The organism is Ruegeria sp. BG6 (assembly GCF_056538465.1).
On record NZ_JBQFTB010000002.1, the window covers coordinates 17,720 to 28,830 of the forward strand.

Genomic DNA, 11,111 nt, shown 5'->3' on the forward strand with positions numbered 1-11,111 from the left:
ACATCGGGCTTTGAACCGGCTCAGGCATATCATAGCTGTGGCCGCCAGGGCCATTCTGTCCGGCAAGCTGGTGCTGCTAAATCGCGAGTAGGGGATTGGACATGACGACAGCGGACACCAACCCAACGGAAAATGCCGCCCATCGCCCCGAGGCTGGCCCGAAGAGCCGCGAGTGGCACTGGCACCCTGAATTGCCGGTGAACCACGCACCATATTGGCATTGGCCGCCGAAACCTGGTGTTCTGGCAAAGTGGCTTTGGCAGAATTACCTGCAGGTTTCCGATCGTTCGATCTATTTGGCACTGTCGTTTGTCGTGGCGTTCTGGATGCAACCCGTTGGCTCCGAACAAACGCAATTCGCGGTTGGTTGGATGTCATGGGTTTTCATCCGAAACTGGGCCCTGCTGATCATTGTCGCAGGTGGGCTGCATTTCTGGTTCTACGGAATAGACGGACAGGGCAAGCTGCTGAAATACGACCCAAGACCCTACATGAAGCGCAAGAATGCGCTTTATAAGTTCGGCTATCAGACCTGGGACAATATGCACTATTCGCTGGTCTACGGTGCCACGATCCTGTCGGCGCTTGAGTGCTTCTTGCGCTGGATGTATGCCAATGGTTACATCGTCACGCTCAGCTTTGGCGCCCATCCGGTCTGGTTTATTTTACTATTCCCGTTACTCGCCATATGGCAGAGTTTTCATTTCTACATGGTGCATCTTTTTCTGCATCAACCGTTCATCTACAGACATGTCCACGCCGTTCATCACCGAAACGTAAACACCGGCCCGTGGTCGGGTATGTCGATGCATCCGGTCGAGGCGTTCGGCTATCTCAGCGCGATCCTGATCGTTCTGGTATTGCCAAGTCATCCGGTTCACATGATCTTTCTGGGATATTGGCTGATGCTGGGCGCCGCGTCATCCCATTCGGGATACGAAGCAATCTGGGCCCACGACCGCAAAGCGCTACTGATCGGTGCCTTTTTTCATCAATTGCATCATCGATACTACGAATGCAACTACGGCAACGCGGAAATGCCCTGGGACAAGTGGTTCGGCACATATCACGACGGCTCAGAGGAGGCGACCGTACGCACGCGCAACCGGAAACGCGAAATGCATACGTCGCGGCAGTAACTAACTTTACGTTTTCCCGAGTTTTTGAAAGTACAACTCTAAATGGCGTTCGTTAGGATATCTCGCATAATCATGATTATGGTAATATTTGGAAAATGTATCGTTTAGGTACTCGCTTTGGCCAATGACAACGGCTTCGCATTACTTGTTTTCTGATATTTCTTATCTATATTGTCATATACGATATATAAGGAAGCTTGTGATGTCCAGGATTCTTCATCTTTATGATGTCGCAGAAGATACCGAACGCGATCTTTCCGCGCAGGAAGCGGTTCGGCTTGCCCAAAAGGACAAATCCCTGATCCTTATCAGCGGTGTTCGGGACATGTCGCCCAGGACATTTCACCTCATCGCATCCTCGGTTGCCAGACGAAAGCTGGAGCGCGCTCAGGAGCGTATTGACGCGATGATCGATGCCTATCTCGACACGGACGCGTTCGATCAGGTCGAGGCAAAGATTGACGACGACAACGCCCGGCTGCGCGCGGAATTTCTGAGCGATTTTGAGGTCCTTACAAGCGCCCAGATCCATGCCATGTCTGGCAGCACATCGAGAAACAAGTCAGCCACGGCGAACGATTGGAAAAAGGCCGGAAAGATCTTTTCGGTGAAACTGCAGGGCAAGGACCTGTATCCGGCGTTCCAATTTAATGCTGATGGGCGGCCCTATGCGATCTTGGCGGACGTGCTTGCGGTGCTTCCGCAGGATTTGACTCCCTGGCAAACTGCCTTTTGGCTTGTAGCGTCCCAAAACGCGCTGGATGGTGCTCGGCCCATTGATCTTGTTCAGACCGGTGACGCGCGGGTTGTCGATGCCGCTGCGCGCGCGTTTGAAACGCCGGCAGGCTGACGGCGCGTGATACTTCCGAATTCGGCCGGACAGCATCCCTATTTTGCGCTGGAAAGCGGGCGAGAGGTCTTTCGCCTGCACCGAGACGTTCTGGATGGTGATCAGTTCAATCCAGGTTACGGCACGTCCCGCTTCGCCCCCTTTCAAGATTTCGAGGGCAAAATAGTTCCCACTCTTTACTCCGCTACCACATTTGATGGCGCGGCTTATGAAACACTGTTCCGAGAACGTCCGGCCAAGTATCAGACATTCCCTCGTAACCGTCTTGATGACTATGCAGCAAGCCGGTTGACGACCAGGCGGGAACTGCAGTTGGTTCGTTTGTTTACGCCGGAACTGGCCGCCTGGGGCATCGCGGAAGCTGACCTGCTTACCTACGATGAAAGCAACTATCCCACTTGCCGGGAGCTTGCCGCCTTGATCTGGAAAGACAACCCCACCGCAGATGGCATAATCTGGTCATCCGTGCGTGACAGTTCCGCATTGGCGATGATGCTATTCGAAGATCGGGTAAAACCCGGCGCGCTTACGGTAACAGAAACGCGATACGTTCAGCGCGACGCGGACTTGCTGGATCAGCTGAGAACAACGGCGCGCCGCGCGGGCATCACGATCAGCCGTTAAGCTTGTTTCGAAAAGGTGTCGAACGCCTTGAGCGCCTTGGCGCTGTAGGCATAAGACGGGCCGCCGCCCATATAGGTCGCCATGGCCAGCGCCTCGCACAGTTCTTCCCGGCTGGCACCGAGGCGCACCAAAGAACGGACGTGAAAGCCGATACAACTGTCACAGCGCGTCGCAATTGCGATCCCGAGCGCCATGAACTCTTTGGTTTTTTCGCTGAGCGCGCCGTTGGACTTGGCGGCCTTACCCATGATGCCAAAGCCCTTGACTGTCTCGGGCACTTCTTTCGAATATGTTGCGATGTCGGCCTCAATCCCGGCCATGAAGTCATTCCAGTCCATGTCGTCCTCCTTCAGCCGCGTTCATCCGATCCCATGCGGCGTTCCAGCCAGCGCACTCCGGCGCTGATGATCAGAACCAGGATCAGATATTCAAGGATCAGCAGCGAATAGATCTCAAGCGGGCGGTATTCCGTCACCACCAACTCGTTCGCGCGCCGTGTCAGTTCCTGCATGCCGATGACGCTGGCAAAGGCGCTCATCTTGACAATGTAGATGAACTGGTTCGCCAGCGGTGGCAAAATGCGTCGGATCGCCTGAGGCAGGATCACATAGCGCATGGTTTGAAGATAGTTCAGGCCGATGGTCTGTGCCGCCTCGGTCTGCCCCTTGGCAATCGACTGGATACCGGCCCGGTAAATCTCGGCTGTAAATGCGCTGTCGGACAAGGCAAGCGTGATGATAGCGCCCCAAAACGGATCAATCGGTATGTTCAGGCCCATTTCACGAAAAACGATCGGCAGGCCGTAGAATACCCAGAACAGCATGGGCAGCAGCGGGATCGAGCGGATCAGTTCGACATAGACCCGGTTAACCAAACGCCAGCCCCGGCTTTTGGCCAGCCCCGGCAATGCCACGATCAACCCCAGAACAATCGAAATGACAGCGGCGATCACTGAAATCAAGATGGTGTCGCCCATGCCGGAAATCAGGAATTTGACATTGATCCAGCCTGCTTCGGTCATCGGATTGATGACATACCATCCCCATGTGGAAGAACTGGAACAAGCTGCAAGCGCCAGAAACGACAGGAGAAGAAGAAGGTTTCTTTTCATCGCGTTTGGGCCCCTCAATGCTGCAGTATCTGGCTGAGAAATTTCTGGCAGCGCTCGGATCGGGGGGCTCCAAAGAACTCCTCGGGGTTGCCCTGTTCGACAATCTGCCCCGCATCCATGAACACCATGTTGTCTGCCACTTTGCGGGCAAAGCCCATCTCATGTGTCACCACGACCATGGTCATGCCTTCTTGCGCAAGTTCCACCATCACATCGAGCACTTCGGAAATCATCTCGGGGTCCAGTGCCGACGTGGGTTCGTCAAACAGCAGGACCCGGGGTTCCATGCATAACGACCGCGCGATGGCGACGCGCTGCTGCTGTCCACCGGACAGTTGGCCGGGGCGTTTTTCGGCCTGATCCGGGATGTGAACCCGTTCCAGATAGTGCCTCGCCCGGGCCTCGGCGTCGGCACGCGACATTCCTCGTGACTTGATCGGGCCAAGGGTCAGGTTTTCCAGAACGCTCAGGTGCGGGAATAGATTGAACTGCTGAAACACCATTCCGACCTCTGACCGGATGGCCGTCACGGATTTGGGGTCATTCGTCAGTTCAATTCCATCAACACGGATGGTGCCTTTCTGGTGTTCTTCCAATCGGTTGATACAGCGCACCACGGTCGATTTGCCGGACCCCGAAGGGCCGCAGATCACAACCTTTTCACCCGACTTGATGCTGAGATTGATGTCCTTCAAAACATGGAAATCGCCGTACCATTTATTGACATTCACAAGTTCGATTGCCGTTTCGCTCACTGGCCGGGCTCCCTTGGTATGAAGTTTTCCTGGGAAGAAATATTTTTCTTGAGGTTAACGTTGCACTTGACGTTAAATCAAGCATCAAAAATGCTAGTGTACAACGGCAATCAATGAACAACCAACGGGAGCACTCAGATGAAAAACCTACTCAGGACGGCCGCTGCGGCAGCCATCGGACTGGCCCTTGCCGGGGTTGCACAGGCCCAGTCAGCGCTGAACGAAATCCTTGATGGCGGTGTCCTGAAGGTTGGCACAACGGGTGACTGGAACCCGATGACCCTGCGCGACCCTGCGACTAACAGCTACAAAGGGTATGACATCGACATCATGACCGAGCTGGCCAACGATCTGGGGGTCGAGGTCGAGTTTGTTCCGACCGACTGGAAAACGCTGGTCAATGGCGTGGTCTCGGGCAAATACCACATGACCGGTTCGGCTTCGATCTCGCCGCCGCGCATGAAGGTTGCGGGGTTCTCGGAAAGCTACATCTCGGTCGAACTCTATCCGTTCACGACCAAGGACAAGGCCGACCGTTTCAACGGCTACGACTCGATCAACCAGCCTGACGTCAAGGTTGCAACAACCCTTGGCACCACATTCGAAAAACGCGCGCGCGAATGGTTCCCGAACGCGGATATCAAGGTGGTCGAGGCCCCTGCCCGTGGATTTCAGGAGGTTCTGGCCGGACGAGCCGACGTCTTTATCACGTCAAACATCGAAGGCGCGACGCTGGAAGCCAAATTTCCGGTTGTCCCGGTTGCGGGCGCCGAGGCGCGTTCTCCTTCGCCCATCGCCATGCTGCTGCCACAGGACGATCAGGTGTGGATCAATTACGTGAACAACTGGATCAAAGTGAAAAAGGCGCAGGGGTTCTTTGAGGCCAACAAGGAAAAATGGGGGCTTTGATCCCCATATTCAGAACCGTTCGCTCCGGCCGGAGCGGACGGTCTATCCGGGCAATGCTTTGGCCAGAAGCGAAATAAAACTGACCTTGCCCGTCTTTAGCTCAACCGCCCCATGGGTCGTACTGGAATCATAACTCAGACTGTCGCCGGGGCGCATGTGGTACAAGCCTTCGCCGCACCGAAAGATCATTTCGCCCTCGGTTACATGCACGAACTCTGCCCCTTCATGCTGATAAAGCGGACCCGGCGGCAAGGGGCCTTCAAGCGTGACAAGAAAACTTTCGAAGCTCACGTGGCTGGCTTCGGCACGTCCGATCAGTTTGAACGCATGCCCAAAATCGCTGCCCATACGCTGAACCGTCATGCCCTCACCGGCAGCCACAAAGGAAACATCCGTCACTTCGGCAGTTCCGGCGAAGAAATTGATCAGCGGAACGCCCGTGGCCTTCGCCAACGCCTCAAGCGAACTCAGCGAAGCGGAAACCTGTCCCCGCTCGATCTTGGAAATCATCGCTGGCGAGACATTGGCGCGCGCCGACAGTTCGGCGATCGTCAGGCCGGCCAGAACCCTGTGGGCTTTGACCGCTGCGCCGATCACCTGATCCAGCCGGGGCTTTTCCCCTTCAATGGGTGCGGAATCTTCCATGCACGCAGCGTAACGCCCCGGTACCAAAAGGGAAAGCGCGCGTAACCGTAAGGACACCTGATGCAACTGGAACACTTGACCTGGTACGAAGTTGACGACCGCCTTGGCAATGGCTGCGCGGTGATGCTTCCTATCGGTTCGACCGAACAGCACGGGCCGATCGGGCGGATCGGGACCGACACGATCTGTGCCCGGGCCGTCGCTCTGCGCGCCGCTGATCTTTGTGACGCGATCGTGGCACCCGCCCTGGCCTACACGCCCGCACCTTTCAACGCTGCCTTTCCCGGCACGGTTTCCGTTTCCCCGGATGTGTTCACCCTTTACGCAAGGGAAATCATTGAAGGCCTTTTAGCGCAGGGCTTTTCTGGCGTCTTCATCGTTAACGGGCATGGCGCGAACATTGCGCCCCTGCAGGCCATAAGCGCCGACCTGCCCCCGAACGCCTTGATCACCCGCAGCTGGTGGGAACCTGAACCCGTCAACGCATTGCGCCGAAATCTATACGGAGAATGGGAAGGGATGCACGCCACCCCGTCCGAAGTGGCCATCACGCAATCCTTGTTGGGCACCATAACCGACGAACGCGCCGATGAGCCGCCGCAAAAACTGACCCCTCAATACCTGCGTGATCACAGCGGAGACCGTCACGGGCCGCCCGATGAACACCGCGCAGAATTCCCGGACGGGCGGGTCGGATCCCATTCTGCCTTGGCCACGCCCGCAGACGGAGCCCGACTGTTGGAGATGGCGGCTCAAGCCATCTCACGGGAGTTTCTCGATTTTCAACAGGCAAGGAAGCAGCGTTGACAACGATTGTTGCCCAATTTTTAGAGACACTAAAATAAATTTTGATCTTCCTCGCATTCTTCTGTTCAATGGTCAGAACAAATGGAATGCAGGAGAGACCGGATGCAAGCTCCGACAACGCGGGCAAAAACCAAGGGGCAGCCGACCGAATTGGGTCAGGCGATCCGGCGACGCCGAAAGGCGATGGGGCTGACGCTGGATCAGGTTGCCAAGAAGGCCGATCTGACTACAGGCTTTCTGTCGCAGGTCGAGCGTGGGCTCAGCTCTCCCTCTTTAACCTCTCTCATGGCAATTGCCGCGGCTTTGCAAACAACCATTGAACAGCTGCTGAGCGTTCCACAGGTCTTTTCCGAGTTTGTCGCCAAGGATAGCAGACAGACCTATTCCCTTGGTTTGCGCGGGCGGTTTTACGAGAAACTCGGGCCGGGATTTCTGGGCGCTCTGTTCCACCCGCAGATCGTTCATCGTCCGCCGGGGCACATATCGGAACGTATGTGCCACAGCGGTGAAGCCTTTTGCTATCTGCAAGCCGGTCAACTGGAATACCATCTGGGTGATCGTGTTTTTATCATGTCACCCGGTGACGTGGTTCATCACGACACATCGACGCCTCACTATTCCGTTGTCCTGGGCGAAACCGAGGCCGTCGAACTGTGGGTTACAACCTCTCCGATCAAGGATTCCGCGCCACCAGACAGCGGTTAGGACTGCGAAAAACTCAGTCCCGGAATGCCGCGGTCTAAAAAAGTTTCATCTTTTGCTAAAAAAAACTTTAGTAAAACTAAGAATCGCTTAATGTCCCTCCGCAGGAGCAAGAAGATTTGCGGGAGGAGAAGAAGATGAAGCTGAAGACACTATTGGGCGCCACGGTCGCCGCGACGCTTGCGCTGCCCGTTCTGGCGCAGGAACGCGGGGGCACATTGAACTTTGCCCGCTATGACGGATCGCGCCTGATCGATCCGATTTACGCGGACCGCAACCCCGATATCTGGATGGTTGGCAGCCTGTTCGACACGCTTTTGCGCAGCAGCCCCGATGGCAACTCGGTAGAACCCGGGCTTGCAGAAGACTATGCAGTGTCAGAGGATGGCAAGACCGTATCCCTGACCCTGCGAGAAGGTATCCAGTTCGCTGACGGCTCGCCCATGTCGGGCGCGGATGTAGTCTTTTCGCTGGATCGCGCCCGCAACCCTGACCTGAGCCCATGGGCCGGTCTGCTGGGATCGATTGACGCGGTGTCCGCGGATGGAAACGCGATCACCATCGCTTTGAAGGACCCCGATCCCACCCTGTTGTCGATGTTGGCCACATTCAACACGGCCATCGTTTCGAAAGCCGCATTTGACGCAGCCGCAGGTGAAACGGATCAGGACAAATCCGCTGCCATTTTCGCGGCCACAAGCGCAGGCGTCGGCTCCGGCCCGTTCTATTTGTGCGGCTTTGAACAAGGGGCCAGCATGGATTTCTGCGCCAACGAGCATTACTGGCGCATGGGCGCGGATGGCAAAGCCCTGCCCTATCTGGACGGCGTCCATTTCGAGATCGTTCCCGATGATGCAACCCGCATTCTGCGCCTCCAGGCGGGGGAGGTTGATGCAGCCGAGTTCATCCCGTTCAGCCGCGTGGCCGAGCTTGAGGCCGATCCGAACATCAACATGCAGCTGTATCCGTCAACACGGATCATCTATTCGCCGATCAACACCCGTGAGACACGCGCCGACGGTTCCCCCAACCCGCTGGCAGACCCCCGCGTGCGGCAGGCGCTGAACTATGGCACCAACAAGGATGCTCTGATCGGTGTGGTTCTGCACGGTGCGGGCCAACCCATGAGCTCACCGCTGATGGCCAAAGCAACGCAATATGCGGCCGATCTGAGCCCGCTCTATAGCTATGATCTTGAAAAAGCCAAAGGGTTGATCGCGGATGCCGGGGTCGCGGACGGCACGCAGGTGACTCTGACCACGCTGGCCGGATCCGCCGATGACGCAACAATTTTCGCCGCGCTTCAGCAAATGTGGGGCGAGTTGGGAATTGATCTGGTGGTCGAACAGGTCGACGGCGCCACGCGCGGGGCCAAGAACCGCTCGGGTGAGTTTGACATTCACACCTATGGCTGGGTCAACGATGTGAACGATCCCAGCCAGGTTGTCGGCTGGCTGGGCTACACACCGACTGCCAAGGCTGTCGGCACCGGTTGGGAGAACGCAGAGTTCAACACCCTGTTCGAAGAGGCCGCCAAAGACATGGACCCGGACTCTCGAAAGGCCAAGTTCGACCGCATGCAGGCACTTTATGCCGAGGCAGCCCCCTTGCTGTTCATGTATGAAACACCTTTCGCTGTCGCGCTGGGGACGGCGGTCGAGGGCTATGTTCAGACCCCGCTTGGCAATAACATCTTCGATGAAGCCACAGTCAGCCGCTAAGAGCTGATCCCTTGCCTCGCCGCACCCTGCGGCGGGGCCCTTTGCGGAGCGTCGAATTGTCCAGCCTGTCCTACATCTTCAAACGGCTTTTGCTGATGATCCCGACCTTCTTTCTGGTCATGATCATCATATTCATGCTGGTGCGCCTGTTGCCCGGTGATCCGGCCATCGCCATGGCCGGGGACCGCGCATCTGACGCCGATATTGCTGCAATCCGGGAAAGACTGGGTCTGACGGAACCGATGCCAGTGCAATTCTGGCTGTTTCTGACCAATACTCTGCAGGGCGATCTGGGCCGTTCGATCCTGATGCGGACGGATGTCGTGGGCGTCATTGCCGATCGATTGCCGATCACGGTTTTCCTGACGATTTACTCGGTTGTGCTATCCCTGATCATCGCTGGTCCGCTGGCCTTTATCGCGGCGCTCAATCGCGGCCGCTGGCCCGATGCGGTGATCCGCACTGTGTTCCAGATCGGCCTGTCGATGCCGGTGTTTTACATCGGACTGGTTCTGCTGACCTTTTTGGCGGCGCAGTTGCGCCTGTTCCCGGTGGGTGGCTATGGCGACACGTTTGGTGAGCGTCTCTATCACCTGTTTCTGCCTTCGGTGACCGTGGCGCTTTATACTTCGGCCATCATCATGCGGAACTTGCGCAGCGCGATTATCGAGGTTCTGGATGCCGAGTATGTCCAGTTCGCCCGCGCCAAGGGTCTGCCGCCGCGCCTGATCCTTGGCCGTCACGTGTTGCGCAACGCGCTGATCTCCACGGTCACCCTGCTGGGCCTGTCCATCGGCAATCTGATGAGCGGAACGCTGGTTACCGAGACTGTCTTTGCGGTGCCCGGAATGGGACGGCTGATGCTGGAAGCGATCTTTGCGCGCGACTACCCGCTGATACAGGGGCTGACCCTGACCTTCGCGCTTCTGGTTTCGCTGGTCTTTCTGATGACGGACCTGTTCCAAAGCCGCCTGGACCCAAGGATGCGCCTGCAATGAGTGACGTGCCTTTCACAGCCGACCGCCCATCCCTTGCCCGCGCCGCCTTGCGCAAGCCGGGTTTTGTGGCCGGTTTGCTGATCATCGGGTTATCGACCCTGCTGGCCATCTTTCCCGGAGCGTTTGCTCCTTACGATCCAAATGCAATTGACTATCTGGCGGTGCGTCAGCCGCCATCATGGGAGCACCCGTTCGGCACCGACCTGCTAGGCCGTGACAGCCTGTCCCGCGTGATCTGGGCCTATCAGGTCAATATGCAGATGGCGGTCTTTGGCACCGTCTTTGCACTGGTGACAGGTGTCATCATCGGGGCCTTGGTTGGATACTACCGGGGTTTTGCCGATCTGATCTTTGGTCGGATCGTCGATGCGGTCATCACATTTCCATTTCTGGTGCTGGTGATCGCGGTGGTCGCCGTTTTGGGGCCGGGCCTTATCAACATGTATATCGCCATATCTGTGGTCTACTGGGTCTATTACGCGCGTCTGATGCGGGCCGAGGTGATCGCACAGATGGGCAATGACTATGCGGCCGCCGGGGTCGTCATGGGCTATTCCGACCGGCGCATCATCTTCCGTCACCTGCTGCCTAACGCCATCACCCCGGTCATTGTCTACTGGATGACTGACATGGCGCTGGTGATCTTGCTGGGTTCGTCGCTGGGCTATCTTGGGTTGGGCGCGCAGCCACCGCAGGCGGAATGGGGCGTACTGATCGCCGAGGGGCGCAATTTCATCTCGACCGCATGGTGGCTCAGCCTGATGCCCGGGTTGGCTATCGTTCTGACGGGCCTTGGCTTTTCGCTGCTGGGCGACGGGCTGGCCGATCTGCTGAGACCACGGGGATAAGA

General features: G+C 57.0%; 13 protein-coding genes. 9 read left to right on the top strand and 4 right to left on the bottom strand.

The features are described 5' to 3' along the window. The first annotated feature begins 101 nt into the window (after nucleotides 1-101). From ACR0JW_RS05045 to ACR0JW_RS05055, 3 genes are all read left to right on the top strand, one after another. On the top strand, nucleotides 102-1,139 hold the full coding sequence (locus ACR0JW_RS05045; protein WP_170678640.1) for a sterol desaturase family protein: 1,038 nt from the start codon (nucleotides 102-104) through the stop codon (nucleotides 1,137-1,139). Between the two features lie 202 nt (nucleotides 1,140-1,341). Continuing rightward, nucleotides 1,342-1,989, top strand: coding sequence for a hypothetical protein (locus tag ACR0JW_RS05050; protein ID WP_170678642.1), 648 nt, complete (start codon nucleotides 1,342-1,344; stop codon nucleotides 1,987-1,989). 6 nt (nucleotides 1,990-1,995) lie between these two features. After that, nucleotides 1,996-2,613: an RES family NAD+ phosphorylase gene (locus ACR0JW_RS05055; RefSeq protein ID WP_170678644.1), complete on the top strand. Its 618-nt coding sequence runs from the start codon at nucleotides 1,996-1,998 to the stop codon at nucleotides 2,611-2,613. Here the strand turns inward: ACR0JW_RS05055 and ACR0JW_RS05060 are convergent. The 3 genes from ACR0JW_RS05060 to ACR0JW_RS05070 are packed head-to-tail and all read right to left on the bottom strand — an operon-like array spanning nucleotide 2,610 to nucleotide 4,479. Next, nucleotides 2,610-2,951: a carboxymuconolactone decarboxylase family protein gene (locus ACR0JW_RS05060; protein ID WP_170678646.1), complete on the bottom strand. Its 342-nt coding sequence runs from the start codon at nucleotides 2,949-2,951 to the stop codon at nucleotides 2,610-2,612. The two genes, ACR0JW_RS05055 and ACR0JW_RS05060, sit on opposite strands and share 4 nt — an antisense overlap. A gap of 11 nt (nucleotides 2,952-2,962) precedes the next feature. Further along, complete coding sequence (locus tag ACR0JW_RS05065; protein WP_170678648.1) at nucleotides 2,963-3,724, bottom strand: amino acid ABC transporter permease; 762 nt, start codon at nucleotides 3,722-3,724, stop codon at nucleotides 2,963-2,965. Nucleotides 3,725-3,738: 14 nt separating this feature from the next. Further along, nucleotides 3,739-4,479, bottom strand: a complete 741-nt coding sequence (locus ACR0JW_RS05070) for an amino acid ABC transporter ATP-binding protein (RefSeq protein ID WP_170613966.1) — start codon at nucleotides 4,477-4,479, stop codon at nucleotides 3,739-3,741. A gap of 138 nt (nucleotides 4,480-4,617) precedes the next feature. On the opposite strand from ACR0JW_RS05070, the gene ACR0JW_RS05075 reads away from it, so the two are divergent. Continuing rightward, the gene (locus ACR0JW_RS05075; protein ID WP_170678650.1) at nucleotides 4,618-5,388 is read left to right on the top strand and encodes a transporter substrate-binding domain-containing protein; all 771 of its coding nucleotides are present in this window, start codon (nucleotides 4,618-4,620) and stop codon (nucleotides 5,386-5,388) included. 42 nt (nucleotides 5,389-5,430) lie between these two features. On the opposite strand, the gene ACR0JW_RS05080 is transcribed toward ACR0JW_RS05075, so the two are convergent. After that, a complete protein-coding gene (locus tag ACR0JW_RS05080; RefSeq protein ID WP_480713641.1) occupies nucleotides 5,431-6,033 on the bottom strand; it encodes a helix-turn-helix domain-containing protein in 603 nt (200 codons plus the stop codon). Nucleotides 6,034-6,093: 60 nt separating this feature from the next. Here ACR0JW_RS05080 and ACR0JW_RS05085 point away from each other — a divergent pair, with 60 nt between their 5' ends. The 5 genes from ACR0JW_RS05085 to ACR0JW_RS05105 all read left to right on the top strand — a co-directional run bounded on the left by ACR0JW_RS05085 (nucleotide 6,094) and on the right by ACR0JW_RS05105 (nucleotide 11,109). After that, complete coding sequence (locus ACR0JW_RS05085) at nucleotides 6,094-6,840, top strand: creatininase family protein (protein ID WP_170678654.1); 747 nt, start codon at nucleotides 6,094-6,096, stop codon at nucleotides 6,838-6,840. A 102-nt stretch (nucleotides 6,841-6,942) separates the two neighbouring features. Next, on the top strand, nucleotides 6,943-7,545 hold the full coding sequence (locus tag ACR0JW_RS05090; protein ID WP_170613969.1) for an XRE family transcriptional regulator: 603 nt from the start codon (nucleotides 6,943-6,945) through the stop codon (nucleotides 7,543-7,545). A gap of 134 nt (nucleotides 7,546-7,679) precedes the next feature. Beyond that, entirely contained in the window at nucleotides 7,680-9,263 is a 1,584-nt protein-coding gene (locus ACR0JW_RS05095) for an ABC transporter substrate-binding protein (RefSeq protein WP_480713642.1), read from the top strand. A 56-nt stretch (nucleotides 9,264-9,319) separates the two neighbouring features. Next, entirely contained in the window at nucleotides 9,320-10,261 is a 942-nt protein-coding gene (locus tag ACR0JW_RS05100; RefSeq protein ID WP_170678658.1) for an ABC transporter permease, read from the top strand. Further along, entirely contained in the window at nucleotides 10,258-11,109 is an 852-nt protein-coding gene (locus ACR0JW_RS05105) for an ABC transporter permease (RefSeq protein WP_170678660.1), read from the top strand. The genes ACR0JW_RS05100 and ACR0JW_RS05105 overlap by 4 nt, the downstream gene beginning before the upstream one ends. The last annotated feature ends 2 nt before the right edge of the window (nucleotides 11,110-11,111 follow it).

Bases quoted from the DNA above. Each gene is read 5' to 3' on its own strand.
- ACR0JW_RS05045 (WP_170678640.1), top strand. From the start codon at position 102: ATGACGACAGCGGACACCAACCCAACGGAAAATGCCGCCCATCGCCCC.
- ACR0JW_RS05085 (WP_170678654.1), top strand. From the start codon at position 6,094: ATGCAACTGGAACACTTGACCTGGTACGAAGTTGACGACCGCCTTGGC.
- ACR0JW_RS05095 (WP_480713642.1), top strand. From the start codon at position 7,680: ATGAAGCTGAAGACACTATTGGGCGCCACGGTCGCCGCGACGCTTGCG.
- ACR0JW_RS05080 (WP_480713641.1), bottom strand. From the start codon at position 6,033: ATGGAAGATTCCGCACCCATTGAAGGGGAAAAGCCCCGGCTGGATCAG.
- ACR0JW_RS05050 (WP_170678642.1), top strand. From the start codon at position 1,342: ATGTCCAGGATTCTTCATCTTTATGATGTCGCAGAAGATACCGAACGC.
- ACR0JW_RS05090 (WP_170613969.1), top strand. From the start codon at position 6,943: ATGCAAGCTCCGACAACGCGGGCAAAAACCAAGGGGCAGCCGACCGAA.
- ACR0JW_RS05065 (WP_170678648.1), bottom strand. From the start codon at position 3,724: ATGAAAAGAAACCTTCTTCTTCTCCTGTCGTTTCTGGCGCTTGCAGCT.
- ACR0JW_RS05075 (WP_170678650.1), top strand. From the start codon at position 4,618: ATGAAAAACCTACTCAGGACGGCCGCTGCGGCAGCCATCGGACTGGCC.
- ACR0JW_RS05105 (WP_170678660.1), top strand. From the start codon at position 10,258: ATGAGTGACGTGCCTTTCACAGCCGACCGCCCATCCCTTGCCCGCGCC.
- ACR0JW_RS05060 (WP_170678646.1), bottom strand. From the start codon at position 2,951: ATGGACTGGAATGACTTCATGGCCGGGATTGAGGCCGACATCGCAACA.